We start from the raw sequence: 19,610 nt of genomic DNA, 5'->3' as shown, positions 1-19,610 counted from the left end.
GCGAGCGGCGGTGGTCGTCCGGCGGACGCCGCACCGCATGCGTGCGAAGGCCCGCCCCCTGCGGCAAGCAGGGGGCGGGCCTTCGCACGTTCGGCGGATCGGGTCAGGCGGCCGGCGCCGGCAGGTACGGCGCGAGTTCCGCCGCCAGCTCCTCGTGCACCCGCGCCTTGAGCAGGGTGCCCTCCGCCGTGTGCTCCGCGGAGATCACCTCGCCCTCGTCGTGGGCGCGGGCGACCAGCCTGCCGTGCGTGTACGGCACCAGCGCCTCGACCTCGACGGACGGCCTCGGCAGCTCGTCGTCGATCAGCGCGAGCAGCTCTTCGATGCCCTGGCCGGTGCGGGCGGAGACCGCGATGGAGCGCTTCTCGACCCGCATGAGCCGCTGCAGCGTCAGCGGGTCGGCCGCGTCCGCCTTGTTGATGACGACGATCTCGGGCACCCCGGTGGCACCGACGTCCCGGACCACCTCGCGCACGGCGGCCAGCTGCTCCTCCGGGTTCGGATGGGAGCCGTCCACCACGTGCAGGATCAGGTCGGCCTCGCCGACCTCCTCCATGGTCGAGCGGAACGCCTCGACCAGGTGGTGCGGCAGGTGCCGGACGAATCCGACCGTGTCCGCCAGGGTGTACAGGCGGCCGCTGGGCGTCTCGGCCCGGCGCACGGTCGGGTCCAGGGTCGCGAACAGGGCGTTCTCGACGAGGACGCCCGCGCCCGTGAGACGGTTGAGCAGGGAGGACTTGCCCGCGTTGGTGTAGCCCGCGATGGCGACGGACGGCACCTTGTGGCGCTTGCGCTCCTGGCGCTTGATCTCGCGGCCGGTCTTCATCTCCGCGATCTCCCGGCGCATCTTCGCCATCTTCTCGCGGATCCGCCGCCGGTCCGTCTCGATCTTGGTCTCACCGGGACCGCGGGTGGCGAGACCGCCGCCCTTGCCGCCGCCCATCTGACGGGACAGCGACTGGCCCCAGCCCCGCAGCCTCGGCAGCATGTACTGCATCTGCGCGAGCGCGACCTGCGCCTTGCCCTCCCGGGACTTGGCGTGCTGGGCGAAGATGTCGAGGATCAGGGCCGTACGGTCGATGACCTTGACCTTGACGACGTCTTCGAGGGCGATGAGCTGGCCGGGGCTGAGCTCACCGTCGCAGATGACGGTGTCCGCGCCGGACTCGACGACGATGTCGCGCAGCTCCATGGCCTTGCCGGATCCGATGAAGGTGGCCGCGTCGGGCTTGTCGCGGCGCTGGATCACACCGTCGAGCACGAGCGCGCCCGCGGTCTCCGCGAGGGCGGCGAGCTCCGCGAGGGAGTTGTCCGCATCCTGCGCGGTTCCCGTGGTCCAGACGCCGACGAGCACGACCCGCTCCAGACGGAGCTGGCGGTACTCGACCTCGGTGACGTCCTCGAGCTCGGTGGAGAGGCCGGCGACCCGGCGCAGGGCCGCGCGCTCGGAGCGGTCGAACTGGTCGCCGTCCCGCTCTCCGTCGATCTCGTGGCTCCAGGCGACGTCCTCTTCCATCAGGGCATCGGCCCGAAGACCTTCGGGGTAGGCGTGCGCCATGCGCGGGGTGTCCTGGGAAGCGGAAGAAGAGGAGGTCATTGGATCCTTACGTCGTGGGAGATGCCGAGTCGGCGTCCTACATGCTGCACAACGCGCGAGCAGGCCGGGAGATTCCCGTGGCCCGTGCCGCGGCGTCCCGACGATGGTCGCACGGGACGGCCCGTCTCGTCACGGCCTTATTTCGCGGCGGGCGGGGCCTGTGGGGCGGGCTTCGGAGCGTTCCCGGCGGGGTTCTTCACGGCCGGGGCCGTCGCCTTCCAGTCCGGGTGGCCCGGCATCGGCGGGGTCCTCTCGCCGTAGAGCCACTCCCTGAAGAACGGGGTGAGGTCGCGTCCCGAGACGTTCTCGGCGAGGCGGGCGAAGTCGGCCGTGCTCGCCGTCGAGTCCCGGTGGTTGTGCGTCCAGGCGCGCTCCAGGTGTGCGAACGCGGCCCGGCCGATCTCCTGGCGCAGCGCGTACAGGACGAGTGCGGCGCCGTCGTACACGTTGGGGCGGAAGATGCTGATCTTCTGGCCGGGCTTCGGCGCCTTGGGCAGGGCGGGCGGTCCTCCGGCGGCACGCCAGCGGTCCGAGGCGCCGTAGGCCGCCTTCATGCGCGCATCCAGGGCGCGGCCCGACTTCTCCTCCGCGTACAACGCCTCGTACCAGGTGGCGTGCCCCTCGTTCAGCCACAGGTCGGACCAGGTGCGCGGTGAGACGCTGTCGCCGAACCACTGGTGGGCCAGCTCGTGGACCATGATCGACTCGATGTACCACTTGGGGTAGGCGGGCTGGGTGAAGAGGTCCTTCTCGAAGAGGGACAGGGTCTGCGTCTCGAGTTCGAAACCGGTGGAGGCGTCGGCCATGAGCAGCCCGTAGGTCTCGAAGGGGTAGGGGCCGACCTTGCGTTCCAGCCATGCGATCTGTTCGGGGGTCTTCTTCAGCCAGGGCTCGAGAAGGGCGCGGTCCTTGGTGGGCACGACGTCGCGCAGCGGCAGCGCGTGCGGGCCCTCGCGGTGCACGACGGTGGAGCGGCCCACGGACACCTGGGCGAGCTCGGTGGCCATGGGGTGCTGGCTGCGGTACGTCCAGGTGGTGGTCCCGCCGGACTTCTCCACTCCGGCGGGCAGCCCGTTGGCGACGGCCGTGTAGGCGTCCGGCGCGGTCACCCGGATGGTGAACATCGCCTTGTCGGAGGGGTGGTCGTTGCACGGGAAGACGAGGTGGGCGGCGTCCGCCTGGTTGGCCATGGCGAGGCCGTCCACGGTCCTGACCCAGCCGCCGTCGCGGTCGCCGCTCATCACGGGATCGCTGGTGTGCCGCACGGTGATGCGCATCCAGCTCCCCGGGACCAGCGTGTCCCTGGGAGTGATCACCAGGTCGTCGTCCACGCCGGTGAAGGCGGCCGGCCTGCCGTCCACCTCGACCGAGTCGACCTTGCCGTGCGCGAAGTCGAGGTTGATCCGGTCCAGGGCGGCGGTGGTCCAGGCGTTGATGACGGTGACGGCCTGGAGCGGCTTGTCGTTGGCGCCGGAGTAGGTGAAGGACAGGTCGTACGACGCGACGTCGTAGCCGGGGTTGCCGAGGTTCGGGAAGAGACGGTCGCCGACGCCGAGCGGGGCCGCCGGGGCGCTCGCGGCGACGAGGCAGACGGACACGGCCGAGGCGAGCAGCGCGGACTTCAGCCGGGCGCGGGGGGTGAGCAGCATGCACCACGGCTACCAGTGGGCGGGGGCGCCGCGTCGGCGACGCGCGCCCGGCCCACCCGAACGGGTGGCTCACGCGCGCGTGGCGGCGGCTACCTCGTCCCGGAGGAGGCCGCCGCGTGGTGCTGCGCGCGTCCCACGTCGTACACGCCGGGCACGTTGCGCATGGCGCGCAGCAGGGCGGGCAGGTGGGCCGCGTCGGGCAGCTGGACGGTGTAGGTGTGACGTACCCGCTGCTGGCTCGGCGGTTCGACGGTGGCGGAGACGATCTCGGCGCCCTCGAGCGCCATGGCCTCGGTGAGGTCGGCGAGCAGGTGGGGGCGGCCGAACGACTCGGCGACCAGGGTGACCCGGCATCCGGTGGTGTCGCCCCAGCGCACGGCGACCTCCTCGCGCCCCGCGGCGGCCATGCGCGCCACGGCGGCGCACTCGGCGCGGTGCACGGTCACCACTCCCCCGCGCACCGAGAAGCCGGTGACCTCGTCGAGCGGCACGGGCGTGCAGCATCCGGCGAGCCGGACGTTCGCGTCGGGCCGGTCGTCGACGGTGATCGCGGCTCCGGGGCTCGGGGCGGACGGGTCCGCCGGGGCGGCGTCGGCCGCGGACCGGACGGGCTGTGCGGTCTCTTCGGGGCCTGCGGCGGATTCGGCGGCGGCGTCCTCGGCGGGCGCCGGGTGCGTCGTCAGCCAGCGCTGGATGGCGATCCGCGCGGCGGGGGTGTGGGCGTGGTCCAGCCACTCCCGGGAGGGCTCCGAGGCGGGGTCCTGGCCCATCAGGAGCTGGACCGTGTCGCCGTCCCGCAGGACGGTGCTGAGGGTCGCCAGGCGGCCGTTCACCCGGGCGCCGATGCAGGCGTGGGCGTCCTCGCCGTACTGGGCGTAGGCGGCGTCCACGCAGGTGGCTCCCTCGGGCAGACCGAGCGCGCCGCCGTCGGGCCGGTAGACGGTGATCTCGCGGTCCTGGGCGAGGTCCTCGCGCAGGGTCGACCAGAAGGTGTCGGGGTCGGGCGCCGCCTCCTGCCAGTCCAGGAGGCGGGAGAGCCAGCCGGGCCGGGTGGGGTCCACGCGCTCCTCGTCCGCGGGGGCGCCCGGGCCGCTCTGTTCGTCCGCGGAGGAGGTGTAGGGGTTGCCCAGCGCGATGACGCCGGCCTCGGCGACCTTGTGCATCTGGTGCGTGCGGATGAGGACCTCCGCGACCTGGCCGTCCTCGCGGGCCACGGCGGTGTGCAGCGACTGGTACAGGTTGAACTTGGGTACGGCGATGAAGTCCTTGAACTCCGAGACGACCGGCGTCATACAGGTGTGCAGTTCGCCCAGCACGGCGTAGCAGTCGGCGTCCTCGTTCACCAGCACCAGCAGTCGGCCGAAGTCGCAGCCCCGCAGCCGGCCGCGTTTGCGGGAGACGCGGTGGACGGAGACGAAGTGCCGTGGCCGGATGAGGACTTCGGCCTGGATCCCGGCCTCGCGCAGCACCGTGCGCATCACGTCGGAGAACTCGGCCAGCGGGTCGCTCTCCTGCGCCGCGTTGCCCGCGATCAGCTCACGGGTGTGCGCGTACTCCTCCGGGTGCAGGATCGCGAAGACGAGGTCCTCCAGCTCCGTCTTGAGCGCCTGGACGCCGAGGCGTTCGGCGAGCGGGATGAGGACGTCGCGGGTCACCTTGGCGATGCGCGCCTGCTTCTCGGGGCGCATCACGCCGAGGGTGCGCATGTTGTGCAGCCGGTCGGCGAGTTTGATCGACATCACGCGGACGTCGTTGCCGGTGGCGACGAGCATCTTGCGGAACGTCTCGGGTTCGGCGGCGGCGCCGTAGTCGACCTTCTCCAACTTCGTGACGCCGTCGACGAGATAGCGCACCTCGGCGCCGAACTCCTCGCCCACCTGATCGAGCGTCACATCGGTGTCCTCGACGGTGTCGTGCAGCAGCGAGGCCGTCAAGGCGGTGGTCTCCGCGCCGAGTTCGGCGAGGATGAGCGTCACCGCGAGGGGGTGGGTGATGTAGGGCTCGCCGCTTTTGCGCATCTGCCCGCGGTGCGAGGACTCGGCGAGCACATAGGCCCGGCGCAGGGGTTCGAGGTCGGCGTCGGGGTGGTGCGCGCGATGGACCTCGACGACATGGCTGATCGCGTCGGGCAGCCGGCCGCGGGAGGCGGGGCCGAGCAGCGCGGCCCGGCCCAGGCGGCGCAGGTCGATCCGGGGAAGGCTGCGCCTGCGGGGCGTGGCCGGGGTTACCGGGCCTGGGGTCGCAGGGTTCGTGGCCTCCGCACTCATGGGCACCTCCGGCTGCGTGGACCGGCGGACGGGGTGTCCAGGGCGGACACGGCTCAGGGGACTGGTTGAACGGTCCCCCGTCCGGGCCGGTGCTTGATGCTACCGAGCCCATCACGCGCGACCGACCGCCTCTCGCCGAGCGTGAAACGGATCACCCATTCGAGCGACGGATTCCAGGTTTACGGTTTCGAGCCACCAGAGCTGGACCCGATAACGGATTCGAACCCCGCGATCGGGGCCAGGACGTTCCCCTGGCCCCTCCGGGACGCGCCCCGCCTCCGATCCGAAACCTCGACGGGGTCAGCGAACGGCGGTTTCCAGCCATTCGGAATCGATCTCCCCTGTGGCGACGATCACGGCCGGCCCGGTCATCTCGATCTCGCCGTCGGGGCGCTCGGTGATCACCAGGCGTCCGCCCGGAAGGTCGACCGTGTAGGTGACGGGGGTTCCGGTGGCCGCGGGGTCGGCGCCGTCCCGGCGCGCGGCGGCCACGGCGACGGCGCACGCGCCCGTGCCGCACGAGCGGGTCTCGCCGGAGCCGCGCTCGTGCACGCGCAGAGCGACATGCCGCGGGCCCCGGTCCACGACGAACTCGACGTTGACCCCGTCCGGGTACGCGGCGGCGGGGCTGAAGGGCGGCGGGGAGAGCAGGGAGCCCGCGTGTGCGAGGTCGTCCACGAAGGCGACGGCGTGCGGGTTGCCCATGTTCACGTTGCGCGCGGGCCAGCTCCGCTCGCCGACCGTCACCGTGACGTCGCCCTCGGGCAGGCGGGCCCGGCCCATGCCGACCGTGACGTCGCCGTCCTTGGCGAGGTGCACGCGCTTCACGCCCCCGCGCGTGGCGACCGCGAGATCCCCCTCGGTGACGAGTCCGGCGTACTGGAGGTAGCGCGCGAAGACGCGGACGCCGTTGCCGCACATCTCGGCGACGGAGCCGTCGCCGTTGCGGTAGTCCATGAACCATTCCGCCTCGGCGGCCATGTGCCGGGCCTCGGGGTGCGCCGCGGACCGCACGACGTGCAGCACCCCGTCGCCCCCGATGCCCGCGCGGCGGTCGCACAGGACGGCGACGTGGGCCGGGGAGAGGTCTACGGCGTTCTCGGGGTCCGGGACGATCACGAAGTCGTTCTCGGTCCCGTGGCCCTTGAGGAAGGCGATCCGGGTGCTCATTCCTCGATCGTACGGCGTGGCGCGCGGCGGGCTCAGCGCAGCCTGGCGACCCGCCAGACGGCCAGCGCCACCACCGCCGCGATCATCACGACGTAGGAGAGGGCGACCCGCCAGTCGGGTCTGCGACCGGAGCCGCGCGCGGGCAGCCCGGGCCACGTGTAACCGACGCGGCGAGCGGCCGTCATGCCCCATCCGGCCGCGCAGAAGCAGATCAGCAGCCCGAGCATGGCGATCATGGCGCCGCTGTCGCCGAAGTCGAAGGCGAGCGGGAAGGCGAACATCAGGGAGCCGACGGCGGCCAGGGCCACGATGGGCGCGAGCTGCCAGATCCGCAGCCTTCGCTGCGGGCGCAGCTCGACCTCGACCTCGGGACCGCTCGCGAACATCTCCTCGGGCTCGGGACCGTCGTCGGTCACACCGCCCTGGGTGTCGTCGTCGTCCGGCCCGTCCGGGCTCAGACGGCCTTCCTCCGGCTCCGGTTCACCACGCTCGGTGGTGAGGTGTTCCGTGCCGTGTGCGGTGTCGCGAGGGCCGGCCTCCATCGCCACGCGCCCTCCCAACTCGGACTCCACTTGGTCGATCGAAGCTTGATGATGGCACGGCGCGGGAGGCCTGGATGACGGCCTGGGCGTCCCGATGCAATGACGTGATCAGGCTGTGACCGGTCGCTCCACGAACGCCAGTGCGGACTCCGGAAGTTCCGCGAGATCAGCCGCAGCCCCACTCAGCCAGTGCACCCGCGGATCGCGCCTGAACCACGAATCCTGACGGCGTGCGAAACGCTTGGTGGCACGCACGGTCTCCGCGCGCGCCTCGTCCTGCGTGCACTCTCCGCTCAGGGCCGTGAGGACCTGCTGATAGCCGAGCGCGCGTGAGGCCGTACGGCCCTCCCGCAGGCCCTGGGCCTCCAGCGCGCGGACCTCGTCGACGAGTCCCGCGTCCCACATGCGGTCGACGCGGCGGGCGATGCGCTCGTCGAGTTCCGGGCGCGCCACGTCCACGCCGATCTGGACGGTGTCGTAGACCGAGTCATGGCCGGGCAGATTGGCGGTGAAGGGCTTGCCGGTGATCTCGATCACCTCGAGCGCCCGGACGATACGGCGGCCGTTGCCGGGCAGGATCGCCTGCGCGGCCTCTGGGTCGGCCGCGGCCAGCCGGGCGTGCAGGGCCCCCGAACCGCGCAGCGTGAGCTCCTCCTCCAGCCGGGCGCGGACCTCGGGGTCGGTGCCCGGGAACTCCAGGTTGTCGACGGCGCCGCGTACGTACAGGCCGGAGCCGCCGACCAGGATCGGCCACCTGCCCTCGGCGAGCAGGGCGTCGATGCGCTCCCGCGCCATCCGCTGGTATTCGGCGACGGAGGCGGTGACCGTGACGTCCCAGACGTCCAGGAGGTGGTGCGGGACGCCGCCACGCTCCTCGGCCGTCAGTTTGGCGGTACCGATGTCCATCCCTCGGTAGAGCTGCATGGAGTCGGCGTTGACGACCTCGCCGCCGAGTCGCTGGGCCAGAAAGACGCCCAGATCGGACTTTCCGGCCGCAGTCGGTCCGACGACGGCGATGACGCGGGGGGCGGGGGGTGCGCTGCTCACGGCACCAGTCTCGCAAACCTCCGCGCCCGCCCTCGAACGAGTTACGTGACGGGGCCGGTGCGGTGTCGTTCCCCGTTGCGGGATTCCCGTCGCCTCGGCGGGAGCGGCGGCCTCCGGTGGCGCGAACGGACGCACCGGCCGACGCGGGATGTCACCCTCACGAGTACCGTATGGAGTGTAGATATGGGCGTTTTGGCACGACTTTTCGGAAGGCTCAAGGCCTCGGGCGAAGCGGTGGACGAAGCGGCGACGGAGGAAGCCGCGACGACGGCGGCGACGCAGGAGGCGGCGGGAGAGGCGACGACCGTCGACGAGACGGAGCAGGCGGCCGAGGCCTCACCGGTACAGAAGCCCGCCGGGACCGAGGATCGGGACGTCCCCGCCGAGGCGGCCGGGGCCGCGGGCTCCCCCGTCGGCGCCGAGCCCAGGACGGAGACCGAGGCGACGGCGGAGCCGAGGGCCGGGGCGAGGACCGGGCCGGAAGCGGAGGGCGAGGCGGAGACAGCCGCCGACGAAGGCGTCGGCGAAGGCGTCGGAATCCCCCGGCAGCAGTCCGCCGAGGAGGCCGCCGACAGCGCGGCGGACGACGGCGCCCGCACATGAGGAACCCGCGAGGAAGGTGACCCATGGGTCTTATGGACAGTTTGAAGGCCAAGCTCACCCCGGCCAGAGGCAAGGTCTCGGACCTCGCGCTCCAGCACGGGGACAAGGTCCAGCACGGCATCGACAAGGCCGCGCACGTCGTCGACGAGAAGACCAAGGGCAAGTACAGCGACAGGATCCACACGGGCACCGACAAGGCCAAGGGCGCCATGGACCGGCTCGCGCACAAGGACGGCTCCGCGGGGGGCGGCGACACCTTCACGCCGCCGAACACGCCCCCGCCGGCCTCCTGAGCGGCATCCGCGCCGAACCGGCGGACGGCGGACGGCCGCGCGGCGAACGCGCTCGCGGCCGTCCGCCGCCGTGTGCCGGGACGTCGTGGCCGCGCGGCTACGACCAGGTCGCGACCATGTACCCCACGCCGTAGGGCGCGTCGTCGTACAGCAGGGCCCCGGACGGCTGCGCGCCCTCGGCGGCGCCTGCCAGCACCTGCCAGGGGGCGCGACCCGCCGCCTTGAGCTCGTGGGCCAGCGGGGCGTCCAGCGCCTTCAGGGCCTCGACGTCGGCCGCGCCGAGCGCCCGGGCGACCGCGTCGTCGAAGGGCGCCGCGCGCTCGTCGAGGTAGCCCGGGGCTTTCAGCGTCCGGCACGCACTGCCGTCGCCCATCACCAGGAGCGCCACCCGCCCAGCCGCGCCGCCGATCTGCCGGCCGGCCTCGACGCACCGTTCGGCCGCGAGCGACTCGCCCACGCCCAGACCCTCCACGGGAGCGCCCGACCAGCCGGCCCGCTCGAGCAGCCAGGCCGCCACGGCGAGGGACGGCGGCAGCTCACCTCCGGAGGGCGTGTCCGCGCCGCCGCGGCCCAGCCGGACGGCGAGATCCACTCCGAAACCCCGGAACGAGCCCCGGGCGCCCTCGGGATGGGGGCCCCGCCCCGGCTGCTCGGCGGGCCCGACGACCACGAGCCGGTCCGCGCGGGCGGCCGCCAGCACGGAGAGCGCGTCGGAGCAGGCGGTGCGCACGGGGTCCAGCTCGGGCGCGGCGCCCGCGGCGACCTCGGGCACCAGGAGCGGCGGGCAGGGGCAGACTGCGGCAGCGACAAGCATGATCGGCAGGGTAACCCCGAGGGGGGATCCTGCGCCGGTCCTCCCTGAGCGACGTCCCCGACCGCGCCCCCGAGGTCGGCGGGGCGGACCAGGTCGACGCTCGCGCGCCCGGCAGCACCGGTTCGTGCCCACCGCCCGGCAGCACCGGTTCGTGCCCACCGCCCGGCAGTACCGGTGCGTGCCCACCGCCCGGATCACCGGTCCGTGCCCGCCGTCCGAGCGCCGGTTCACGCCCGCCGCTCCCGGGCCGGATCGTTCCGTCAGTCGCAGCCGCAGCCGGGCGCCGCGGCCGCCGGCACCGGCTCCGGGGCGCCGATCTTCGGCAGACCCAGCATCACGCCCGCCGGCTTGGCCGCCTTCTCGGCGGTGCGCTTCTCCCAGGCGTCTCCCGCGCGCGTGCGGCGCACGTCGAGGACGGCGCCCTCGGCGAGAAGGTGGTGCGGGGCGGCGTAGGTGATCTCCACGGTGACGACGTCGCCGGGGCGGACCTCCTGCTCCGGCTTGGTGAAGTGGACCAGGCGGTTGTCGGGGGCGCGGCCGGAGAGGCGGTGGGTGGCGCCGTCCTTGCGGCCCTCGCCCTCGGCGACCATCAGCTCCAGGGTGCGGCCGACCTGCTTCTTGTTCTCCTCCCAGGAGATCTCCTCCTGGAGGGCCACGAGACGCTCGTAGCGCGCCTGCACGACCTCCTTGGGGATCTGGTCCTCCATCGTCGCGGCCGGCGTGCCGGGGCGCTTGGAGTACTGGAAGGTGAACGCCTGCGCGAAGCGTGCCTCGCGCACCGCGTGCAGCGTCTGCTCGAAGTCCTCCTCGGTCTCGCCGGGGAAGCCCACGATGATGTCGGTGGTGATCGCGGCGTGCGGGATGGCGGCACGCACCTTCTCGATGATCCCGAGGTAGCGCTCCTGCCGGTAGGAGCGACGCATCGCCTTCAGGACCGTGTCCGAGCCGGACTGCAGCGGCATGTGCAGCTGCGGCATCACGTTCGGCGTCTCGGCCATCGCGGCGATGACGTCGTCGGTGAAGTCGCGCGGATGCGGGGAGGTGAAGCGGACGCGCTCCAGACCCTCGATCGCTCCGCACGCGCGCAGCAGCTTGCTGAAGGCCTCGCGGTCGCCGATGTCCGAGCCGTAGGCGTTGACGTTCTGGCCGAGCAGGGTGATCTCGCTGACGCCCTCGCCGACCAGCGCCTCGATCTCGGCGAGGATGTCGCCGGTGCGCCGGTCCTTCTCCTTGCCGCGCAGCGCCGGGACGATGCAGAAGGTGCAGGTGTTGTTGCAGCCGACCGAGATGGACACCCAGGCCGCGTAGGCGCTCTCGCGCCGCGTGGGCAGCGTGGAGGGGAACGCCTCCAGCGACTCGGCGATCTCGACCTGCGCCTCTTCCTGCACGCGCGCGCGTTCCAGCAGCACCGGGAGCTTGCCGATGTTGTGCGTGCCGAAGACGACGTCCACCCAGGGCGCCTTCTTCACGATGGTGTCGCGGTCCTTCTGCGCCAGGCAGCCGCCGACCGCGATCTGCATGCCGGGCCGGCTCGCCTTGCGCGGCGCGAGCCGGCCGAGGTTGCCGTAGAGCCGGTTGTCGGCGTTCTCCCGCACCGCGCAGGTGTTGAAGACGACGACGTCCGCGTCGCCGTCCGACCCCTGGGGGGCGCGCACGTACCCGGCCTCTTCGAGCAGTCCGGACAATCGCTCGGAGTCATGGACGTTCATCTGGCACCCGTAAGTGCGGATTTCGTAGCTCTTGGGTGCGGGCGCGTCCACGGCGAGGCTCCGGTCACTGCTGCTGGTCATGCGTCAAGGGTAGGCGGTCCCGGAGAACGCCCGTCCCCCGTGATGTGAGGGACGATCGACGACGCCTCAGGGGTCGACGAGGCCGGCGCGGATCGCGTAGCGGGTCAGCTCCAGCCGGTCGCGCATGCCGAGCTTCTGCAGCAGGTTGGCCCGGTGCCGCTCGACCGTCTTGGCGCTGATGAACAGCAGGGCGCCGATCTCCCGGGAGGTGTGCCCCTCCGCGACGAGCTTGAGGATCTCCTCCTCGCGCTCGGTGATGTGCCGCTCGGGCAGGCCGGCCACGCCGTCGCCGCGGTGCAGCCGGTCCAGGTAGGAGCGGACGAGGGCCCGCTCCGCGCCCGGGTAGATGAACGGCTCGTCGCGCACGACCGCCCGGCACGCCTCGACCAGGTCCCGGTCGGCGACCGACTTGAGGACGTACCCGCCGGCGCCCGCCTTGAGTGCCTCGAAGAAGTACTGCTCGTTGTCGTACATCGTCAGGATGAGGATGGGCAGGTCCGGGAGGCGCCGGGAGAGTTCGCGGGCCGCCTGCAGACCTGTCATCCGGGGCATCGCCACGTCGAGGACGGCGAGGTCGACGTCCCCCGCGCGGGCCCGCTCGACCGCCTCCGCCCCGTCGCCGGCCTCGGCGACCACGGTGAGATCGGGCTCGCCGTCCAGGATGAGCCGTACTCCCCTGCGCACGAGGGTGTGGTCGTCGGCCAGCAGCACGCGCGTGTGCGGGACCGCCGCGACAGGTCCGGTCGTCGGGGTCGTGGGCGGGGCGCCGTCCGTCATCGGCGGCCTCCCAAAGGCGTCGGGGTTCCCGTCGGGCGGGCCGGGGCCGCCGGGCTCACCGGCTCCGCCTGCTCGGCGGGCACCGGGGGTTCGACGGTTCCCTTGCGGCCGGCGAGCTCCCCCCGGCCTGTGTCCGCCGCCGCCCGCAGCCGTACGTCGGTACCGCCGCCGGTGCCGCCCGTGCCGCCGCCCCTCGCGCCACCGCCGCCCGCGCCGTTCGCCGGCGACGAGACGGTGAGGCTCGCGCCGATCAGCAGGGACCGCTCACGCATCCCGCGGATCCCGGCGCCCTCCCCGGCCGTCGCGCCCAGGCCCGTGCCGTTGTCCCGTACCAGGAGCTCGACGCCGTCGGGGACCGGGCGCACGCGGAGGTCGGCGCGGTCGGCGCCGGAGTGCCGCGCGGTGTTGGTGAGCGCTTCCTGCGCCACCCGGTAGAGCACGAGTTCCGTCTCCTCGGTCAGTGGGGGGATGCCCGGGCGCAGATCGTGGCGCACCGTCAGTCCGTGTGCGGTGAACTCGCCGGCGAGTGAGCGCAGCGCGCTGAGCAGGCCGAGCTCGTCGAGGACGCCGGGCCGCAGCCGGCGGGCGATGCGGCGGATCTCGTCGAGACCGGCTCGGGTGGCCTCCTGCGCCTGGCCCAGCTCCTCGCGCAGTTCCACGGGAGCCCGGTCAGCGACGCGTTTCAGCTGGAGCAGCACGGCGGTCAGGGTCTGGCCGACCTCGTCGTGCAGTTCCCGGGCGACGCGGTGACGCTCACGCTCCTGGGCCGACAGGGCGCCGGCCGCGCTGGCCGCACGCTCGGCCTCCAGGCGGTCCAGCATGGCGTTGTACGTGGTGATCAGCTGGGCTGTCTCCACCGGCCCCGCGACCTCGGCGCGGGCTCCGGGGTGCAGCAGGTCGACGTCGGCCATGGACCGGCCGAGGCGGGCCAGCGGGGCCAGACCGATGCGCAGGACGACCGCGTTGACGGTCAGCAGCGCCGCCAGGCCGGCGACCACGACGAGGACCTCGCCCGGGAGTATGGGCGTGGACACCGTGACCGGGCCCAGGAGCAGCGAGGCGGCCACGACCAGGGCCCCTGCGTCGAGAACGAAGATCCGCCGGAACAGGGACATGTGCGCGGTTCCTCCTCTGGCCGCTCGACCGGCGTCGGCTCCTCCGGTCGCGCCTCGGTCGCCCCGGTGGTCGCCCCGGTGGTCGCGTCGGCCGCCGTCCCGGTCGGTGTTCCAGGGCGCCGCCGTGGCCAGCCTCGCCGTGTGCTCGCGGCCCTGTCCATCCGTCACGACACCCATGTCGTCACCGTACGGGGGAATGGCAGCATGGCGGCCCGGGCACCCGCAGGGCACCGGGCCGTAGGGACATCGGGACACGTCGCGGACGGCACGGACGTCACGTGAGCGCTCGGTGACGTCCGGGGGCGTCCGGCGAAGACCGGCGAAGACCGGCGAGTACCAGCGGCGGCCGCGGCGGCCGGCGAAACGATCGACCAAGGGAAGAAACGTGCCTGCTCCACGCCTTCGGACGACTCCGCTGCCAGGAATCGGAGTCCAGTACGACCTCGTGACGCGGGAGCTGCGCCACCTGTCGGTCGTGGCGCACAGGGACGGTGCCCGCACCGTCAACGTGTACCGGACCGACGACCCCGACTCCTGCGCCCAGTCAGTGCGGTTGACCACCGCCGAGGCCGCCTCGCTGATCGACGCGCTGATGCCGTCCCACCACAGCGCGAGCCTGCTGTACACGACGGATCTGGGGCTGGTCGCCGAGCGTGTGGAGGTGGCGGCGACCTCGCGCTGGAACGGGCGGCTGCTGGGCGACACCCGCATGCGCACCGAGACCGGCGCCTCGATCGTGGCGGTGCTGCGGCGGGCCGAGGCCATTCCGTCCCCGGCACCCGACTTCCGTCTCGCGGGAGGCGACACCCTCATCGTCATCGGCACCCGCGAGGGTGTGGACGCGGCCGCGGCCATACTCGGGCGGGAGTGAGCGAGTGCACTCCGCAGTCCTGCTGATCGAGTTCGGTTCCATCATCCTCGGGCTCGGCCTGCTCGGCCGGTTCGCGGCCCGCTTCCGGTTCTCCCCGATCCCGCTCTACCTGCTGGCGGGTCTGGCCTTCGGCGAGGGCGGGCTGCTGCCGCTCGGCGCGAGCGAGGAGTTCGTCGCCACCGGCGCCGAGATCGGCGTGATCCTGTTGCTGCTGATGCTCGGCCTGGAGTACACGGCGAGCGATCTGGTCTCCAACCTCAAAGCCCACTATCCCTCCGGTCTCGTCGACTGCGCGCTCAACGCCGTGCCGGGCGCGGTCGCCGCGCTGCTGCTCGGCTGGGGGCCGGTGGCGGCCGTGGTGCTGGCGGGCGTCACCTGGATCTCGTCGTCCGGAGTGATCGCCAAGGTGCTCGGCGACCTGGGCCGGGTCGGCAACCGGGAAACGCCGGTGATCCTCAGCGTGCTGGTCCTGGAGGACCTGGCCATGGCCGTCTACCTGCCGATCGTCACCGCCCTGGTGGCCGGGGCGGGGCTGGCGGCGGGCAGCGTGACCCTGGCGATCGCGCTGGGCGTCGCGGGCCTCGTGCTCTTCGCCGCGGTGCGCTACGGGCGCGTCATCTCCCGTTTCGTGTCCAGTGACGACCCGGAGAAGCTGCTCCTGGTGGTGCTGGGGCTGACGATCCTGGTCGCCGGAGTGGCGCAACAGTTGCAGGTGTCGGCGGCGGTGGGGGCGTTCCTGGTGGGCATCGCGCTCTCCGGGGAGGCCGCCGAGGGCGCGCACACCCTGCTCAGCCCGCTGCGCGACCTGTTCGCCGCCGTCTTCTTCGTGTTCTTCGGCCTGCACACCGATCCGGCGAGCATCCCTCCCGTTCTCGCTCCGGCGCTCGCCCTGGCGGTCGTTACCGCGGCCACGAAGATCGCCACGGGGTACTGGGCGGCCCGGCGCGCCGGGATCTCGGTCAGGGGACGGTGGCGGGCGGGCGGTGCGCTGGTGGCGCGCGGGGAGTTCTCGATCGTCATCGCCGGTCTTGCGGTCACGGCGGGAATCGAGCCGTCGCTCGGCCCGCTGGCGACGGCGTACGTCCTGATCCTGGTCGTCGTGGGACCCCTCACCGCCCGTTTCACGGAGCCCCTGGCGACCCGCTGGGCCCGGCGCGGACGGTCCGGCGCCGAGAGCGCGCCGGCGCACGTGCCCGAGCCGCGGCAGCAGACCCGGGTGGGTGACTGAGGGGGGAGGCGAGGGCGCCGGGATGCCGGCAGGCGGGGGCGCGGTACCGACTCGCTCGCGAAACGGGACGCGCCACCCGGCGCCGCCCCCGGTCCCGCCCCCTCCCGCCACCCCGACTCGGCGCCCCGCGCCTCACTCCGCGCCGTCGGTCCACCCCTGGCGGCGCAGGACCGCGGACACGTCCGGCGCCTCGTAGTGCTCGCCTTTGAGGACCTTGCCGTCGGCGCGGCGGGCGATCCTGCCGTCGGGGCCCAGCTTGGTCATGTTGGAGCGGTGGACCTCGGCGAGCACCGCGTCGAGGTCGATCCCGTGCACCAGGGCCGTGCCGTAGGCGACGTAGACGACGTCGGCGAGCTCGTGCGCCAGCCGGTCCAGCGGGCCGCCCACCGACACCTCGGCGACCTCCGCCGCCTCCTCGGCGAGCAGCTCCCGGCGCTGGGCGGCCAGCCCTGGAGACACCTGCGTCGGGGTGCTGCGGGCGTCGAGCCCGAAGGCGTGGTGGAACTCACGGACCAGATCGGCGGGCGAGGAACTCATGCCCGGACTGTACCGACGACCACCGACACCCGTCCGTCGGTCCCGTCCGTGCCTCCCTGATTTCGTCACTGCCGTCCCTCACTCCCCTCCGTCACTCCCGTCCGTCGGTCCGGCCCTCGCCTGCGCCGTGAGCCCCGCCCTGGCCAGCACCGCGCTCCGGCTGGCAGGATCGCGCTCATGTCCCCGTCGTTCTCCCGCATCGGCAGGCGCCGTGCCTTGCAGGGCACGGCCGCCGGCGTCGTCGTCCTCGGGCTGCTGCTGTGGTGGCTGCTGCCGCTGGGCGAGGAGCCGCCGAGCGGTTCGATCACCCTCAACACGGGCACGACGAGCGGCGTCTACTACGCGTACGGCAGCCAGCTGCGCACCGCCCTCGCCAAGGACATGCCCCACCTGGACGTGAAGCTGTCGACGAGCAACGGGTCGCCGGAGAACGTCGCGCGCGTGGCGGCGGGCGAGGCCGACTTCGCCATCGCCGCGGCGGACGCGGTGCAGACGTACGAGACGCAGCATCCCGGCCCGGCCGCGCGGCTGCGTGGGGTGGCCCGGCTGTACGACGACTACGTCCAGCTCGTGGTGGCCCGTGACTCGGACATCCGGTCCATCGCCGACCTGCGGGGCAGGACGGTGGCGACGGGCCTGCCCCGGTCCGGCGTGCGGCTGATCGCGGAGCGGGTCCTCAAGGCGGCGGGCCTGGACCCGGCCAAGGACATCAAGGCGGTGGAGCGGGGCATCGACACCGGCCCCGAGCAGCTCAGGCAGGGAAAGATCGACGCGTTCTTCTGGTCGGGAGGGGTGCCGACGGCCGGGCTGGAGAAACTGGCCGACGGTTTCACCTTCCGGTTCGTGCCGATCAGCCCCGAACTCGTCGCCAAGATGCACGACCAGGACGACTCCACGGGCTACTACCGGGCGACGAACATGCCCGAGTCGGCCTACCCCACCATCCAGAACGGCTCCACCGTGGCGACGATCGCCGTGTCCAACCTGCTGATCACTCGTACCGACGTGGACCCCCGGCTCACCGAGTGGGTGACCCGTACCGTCATCAGGAGCCGGGATCTCATCGGCGCGCACGTGCACTCCGCACAGCTGGTCGACCTGCGCACCGCCATCTACACCGATCCGCTCACGCTGCACGCCGGCGCCCGGCGCTACTACCGCTCCGTCAAGCCGTAGGAGCGGACCGCTACGACGTCGGCGACCGCGGCACCGACACGGTCGCCGTCAGTCCGCTCGGCTCGTGGCGGGCGTACGACAGGGAGCCGCCGCCAGCTGCGAGCAGGGCGCGGGAGATGGACAGGCCGAGCCCCGAGCCCTTGATGTTCTGGTGACGGCCGCTGCGCCAGAAGCGGTCGCCCACGCGCGTGAGCTCCTCGTCGGTCAGCCCCGGCCCGTTGTCGGTCACGACGACGGAGGAGGTCCCGCCGTCGACGGTGACCGTGACCTCGACGCTCTCGCCCTCGGGGGTGAACTTCACCGCGTTGTCGATCACCGCGTCCAGTGCGCTGGACAGCGTCACCGGGTCGGCCCAGGCCGTGGTGGGCGGGCAGTCGCCCACCAGCCGGACCCCCTTGGCCTTGGCGGTGGGCGCCCAGGCGGCGACGCGTTCGGCGGCCAGGGCGCCGATGTCGGTGACCCGCAGGTCGGCCTCGGCGTGCTCGGCGAGGGCCAGGTCCAGCAGGTCGTCCAGGACCTGGGCGAGGCGTCTGCCCTCGTGCTGGACGGAGGCGATCTCCTCGTTGCCCTCGGGGAGCTCGTAGCCCAGCAGTTCGATGCGGAGCAGCAGGGCGGCGAGCGGGTTGCGCAACTGGTGCGAGGCGTCGGCGACGAAGGCGCGCTGCTGCTCCAGCACGTCCTCGACGTTGTCCGCCATCTCGTTGAACGCGCCGGCCAGTCTCCTGAGTTCCGGCGGCCCGCCGGCCACCGCGACCCGGGACTTCAGACGGCCGCTCGCGATCTCGTGCGTGGTGGCGTCCAGGATGCGCACCGGCCGCAGCACCCAGCCGGTCAGCCGCAGGGCGGCGCCGATGGCCAGCAGCATCGCGGCGGCCTCTCCGGCGGCGATCACCAGCCAGCCGTGCAGGATCCGCGACCGCATCGGCCCGGTGGGCGAGTCGGTGACGACGACCGCGACGACGTCGCCGTCCCGGATGACCGGTGACGCCACGACGAGCCGGTTGCGCTGCCAGGGCCACACCTGCCGGGGGTCGTGGCTGCGACGGCTGAGCGACGCCTCCTCGAACGCGTCCCGCACCTCGCCCGATGCGGGCAGGTACCAGTCGCGCGGGGCATGAGCCATGGGGGTGTCGGTGCTGTAGAAGACCCCGGCGCGAATGCCGTAGACGTCGTAGTAGCTGGCGAGTTCCCGGCTGAGCGTCTCGCGTCGCTCGTTCGTGGACGCCGACGTCGGGTCGTCCGCGCCCGAGGAGACGGTGACGAACTGGGCGAGCGCCGCGAAACGCGCGGTGTCGTCGATGCGGTCGACCACCACCCGCTGCTGCTCGGCGCCCGCCACGCTGATGGCCAGCGGCACCCCGAGGGCGAGCAGCACGGCCGCCATCAGGACGATGAGGAGCGGCAGAAGACGCGTACGCAACAGCGGTCCCCGCTCAAGCGGCCGGGGCGACGAGCCGGTAGCCGACTCCGCGCACCGTCTCGATCAGCGCGGGCATGCGCAGCTTGGCGCGCAGCGAGGCCACGTGCACCTCCAGGGTGCGCCCGGTCCCCTCCCAGCTGGTGCGCCACACCTCGCTGATGATCTGCTCCCGCCGGAAGACCACTCCGGGCCGCTGCGCGAGCAGCGCGAGCAGGTCGAACTCCTTGCGGGTCAGCTGGACGGCCGTACCGTCCACCGTGACGCGCCGGGTGGGCAGCTCGATCTGCACGGGGCCCAGACGCAGCGCGCTCTCCCCCTCGGCGGCCGCGTCCTCGTGGACGGTGCGCCGGCTCACGGCGTGGATACGGGCGAGCAGTTCCCCGGTGTCGTACGGCTTCACCACGTAGTCGTCGGCGCCCAGGTTGAGGCCGTGGATGCGGGAGCGCACGTCGGAGCGGGCGGTGACCATGATCACCGGCGTGGCGGTGCGCTTGCGGATCTTGCCGCACACCTCGTAGCCGTCCTGGTCCGGAAGACCCAGGTCGAGCAGGACGACGCCGAAGCCGGGCCCCTCCGGGACGAGCGCCTGCAGCGCCTCCTCGCCGCTGCGCGCGTGGGTGACGTCGAAACCGTGCCGCTTGAGGACCGCGGACAGGGCGGCGGCGACATGGTTGTCGTCCTCGACGAGAAGCAGTCTCATCCCGGCCTCCTCCG

At 72.8% G+C, this 19,610-nt stretch carries 18 protein-coding genes; 5 read left to right on the top strand and 13 right to left on the bottom strand.

All coding sequences use genetic code 11. The annotated features are described in order from the left end of the window. Positions 1-103: 103 nt before the first annotated feature. The 6 genes from hflX to miaA all read right to left on the bottom strand — a co-directional run bounded on the left by hflX (position 104) and on the right by miaA (position 8,272). A complete protein-coding gene (hflX, locus tag ACH4ZA_RS21880; RefSeq protein ID WP_319277678.1) occupies positions 104-1,597 on the bottom strand; it encodes a GTPase HflX in 1,494 nt (497 codons plus the stop codon). 137 nt (positions 1,598-1,734) lie between these two features. Continuing rightward, a complete protein-coding gene (locus ACH4ZA_RS21875) occupies positions 1,735-3,246 on the bottom strand; it encodes a M1 family metallopeptidase (protein ID WP_319277680.1) in 1,512 nt (503 codons plus the stop codon). Between the two features lie 89 nt (positions 3,247-3,335). Then, a complete protein-coding gene (locus ACH4ZA_RS21870; protein WP_398431041.1) occupies positions 3,336-5,513 on the bottom strand; it encodes a RelA/SpoT family protein in 2,178 nt (725 codons plus the stop codon). A 300-nt stretch (positions 5,514-5,813) separates the two neighbouring features. Further along, positions 5,814-6,683 carry a diaminopimelate epimerase gene (gene dapF, locus ACH4ZA_RS21865; protein ID WP_319277683.1) on the bottom strand — a complete coding sequence of 290 codons (870 nt, stop codon included), beginning with the start codon at positions 6,681-6,683 and terminating at the stop codon, positions 5,814-5,816. 32 nt (positions 6,684-6,715) lie between these two features. Beyond that, the gene (locus ACH4ZA_RS21860; protein ID WP_319277749.1) at positions 6,716-7,225 is read right to left on the bottom strand and encodes a hypothetical protein; all 510 of its coding nucleotides are present in this window, start codon (positions 7,223-7,225) and stop codon (positions 6,716-6,718) included. 108 nt (positions 7,226-7,333) lie between these two features. Continuing rightward, complete coding sequence (gene miaA, locus ACH4ZA_RS21855) at positions 7,334-8,272, bottom strand: tRNA (adenosine(37)-N6)-dimethylallyltransferase MiaA (protein WP_319277685.1); 939 nt, start codon at positions 8,270-8,272, stop codon at positions 7,334-7,336. A 183-nt stretch (positions 8,273-8,455) separates the two neighbouring features. Here miaA and ACH4ZA_RS21850 point away from each other — a divergent pair, with 183 nt between their 5' ends. Together ACH4ZA_RS21850 and ACH4ZA_RS21845 are read left to right on the top strand one after the other, a co-directional pair. Continuing rightward, positions 8,456-8,875: a hypothetical protein gene (locus ACH4ZA_RS21850; RefSeq protein WP_398431038.1), complete on the top strand. Its 420-nt coding sequence runs from the start codon at positions 8,456-8,458 to the stop codon at positions 8,873-8,875. Between the two features lie 23 nt (positions 8,876-8,898). Continuing rightward, the gene (locus ACH4ZA_RS21845; protein ID WP_319277689.1) at positions 8,899-9,168 is read left to right on the top strand and encodes an antitoxin; all 270 of its coding nucleotides are present in this window, start codon (positions 8,899-8,901) and stop codon (positions 9,166-9,168) included. A 97-nt stretch (positions 9,169-9,265) separates the two neighbouring features. Here ACH4ZA_RS21845 and ACH4ZA_RS21840 read toward each other — a convergent pair whose 3' ends face one another. The 4 genes from ACH4ZA_RS21840 to ACH4ZA_RS21825 form a co-directional block, all read right to left on the bottom strand. After that, positions 9,266-9,982: a class III extradiol dioxygenase subunit B-like domain-containing protein gene (locus ACH4ZA_RS21840; protein WP_398431036.1), complete on the bottom strand. Its 717-nt coding sequence runs from the start codon at positions 9,980-9,982 to the stop codon at positions 9,266-9,268. A gap of 260 nt (positions 9,983-10,242) precedes the next feature. After that, positions 10,243-11,772, bottom strand: coding sequence for a tRNA (N6-isopentenyl adenosine(37)-C2)-methylthiotransferase MiaB (gene miaB / locus ACH4ZA_RS21835; RefSeq protein ID WP_319277693.1), 1,530 nt, complete (start codon positions 11,770-11,772; stop codon positions 10,243-10,245). Positions 11,773-11,838: 66 nt separating this feature from the next. Further along, positions 11,839-12,549, bottom strand: a complete 711-nt coding sequence (locus tag ACH4ZA_RS21830; RefSeq protein WP_398431034.1) for a response regulator — start codon at positions 12,547-12,549, stop codon at positions 11,839-11,841. Further along, complete coding sequence (locus tag ACH4ZA_RS21825; RefSeq protein WP_398431148.1) at positions 12,546-13,664, bottom strand: histidine kinase; 1,119 nt, start codon at positions 13,662-13,664, stop codon at positions 12,546-12,548. The genes ACH4ZA_RS21830 and ACH4ZA_RS21825 overlap by 4 nt, the downstream gene beginning before the upstream one ends. A 385-nt stretch (positions 13,665-14,049) precedes the next feature. On the opposite strand from ACH4ZA_RS21825, the gene ACH4ZA_RS21820 reads away from it, so the two are divergent. Both ACH4ZA_RS21820 and ACH4ZA_RS21815 read left to right on the top strand, forming a co-directional pair. Beyond that, positions 14,050-14,535, top strand: a complete 486-nt coding sequence (locus tag ACH4ZA_RS21820; RefSeq protein WP_398431032.1) for a cation:proton antiporter regulatory subunit — start codon at positions 14,050-14,052, stop codon at positions 14,533-14,535. A 4-nt stretch (positions 14,536-14,539) separates the two neighbouring features. Then, positions 14,540-15,763 (top strand): cation:proton antiporter, encoded by a 1,224-nt coding sequence (locus tag ACH4ZA_RS21815; RefSeq protein WP_398431030.1) that lies wholly within the window; start codon positions 14,540-14,542, stop codon positions 15,761-15,763. A 132-nt stretch (positions 15,764-15,895) separates the two neighbouring features. Here ACH4ZA_RS21815 and ACH4ZA_RS21810 read toward each other — a convergent pair whose 3' ends face one another. Then, a complete protein-coding gene (locus ACH4ZA_RS21810; RefSeq protein WP_398431028.1) occupies positions 15,896-16,300 on the bottom strand; it encodes a MazG nucleotide pyrophosphohydrolase domain-containing protein in 405 nt (134 codons plus the stop codon). A gap of 177 nt (positions 16,301-16,477) precedes the next feature. On the opposite strand from ACH4ZA_RS21810, the gene ACH4ZA_RS21805 reads away from it, so the two are divergent. After that, positions 16,478-17,476 carry a TAXI family TRAP transporter solute-binding subunit gene (locus tag ACH4ZA_RS21805; RefSeq protein ID WP_319277700.1) on the top strand — a complete coding sequence of 333 codons (999 nt, stop codon included), beginning with the start codon at positions 16,478-16,480 and terminating at the stop codon, positions 17,474-17,476. Between the two features lie 10 nt (positions 17,477-17,486). Here ACH4ZA_RS21805 and ACH4ZA_RS21800 read toward each other — a convergent pair whose 3' ends face one another. Then, a complete protein-coding gene (locus ACH4ZA_RS21800) occupies positions 17,487-18,896 on the bottom strand; it encodes a sensor histidine kinase (RefSeq protein WP_398431026.1) in 1,410 nt (469 codons plus the stop codon). A gap of 13 nt (positions 18,897-18,909) precedes the next feature. Beyond that, positions 18,910-19,596, bottom strand: a complete 687-nt coding sequence (locus tag ACH4ZA_RS21795; RefSeq protein ID WP_398431024.1) for a response regulator transcription factor — start codon at positions 19,594-19,596, stop codon at positions 18,910-18,912. Between the last annotated feature and the right edge of the window lie 14 nt (positions 19,597-19,610).

The sequence above is a fragment of the Streptomyces sp. NPDC020597 genome (assembly GCF_044335095.1).
Classification (GTDB): domain Bacteria; phylum Actinomycetota; class Actinomycetes; order Streptomycetales; family Streptomycetaceae; genus Streptomyces.
Note: the sequence above shows the minus strand (reverse complement) of the source record. Positions and strands in the feature narration are given on the sequence as shown.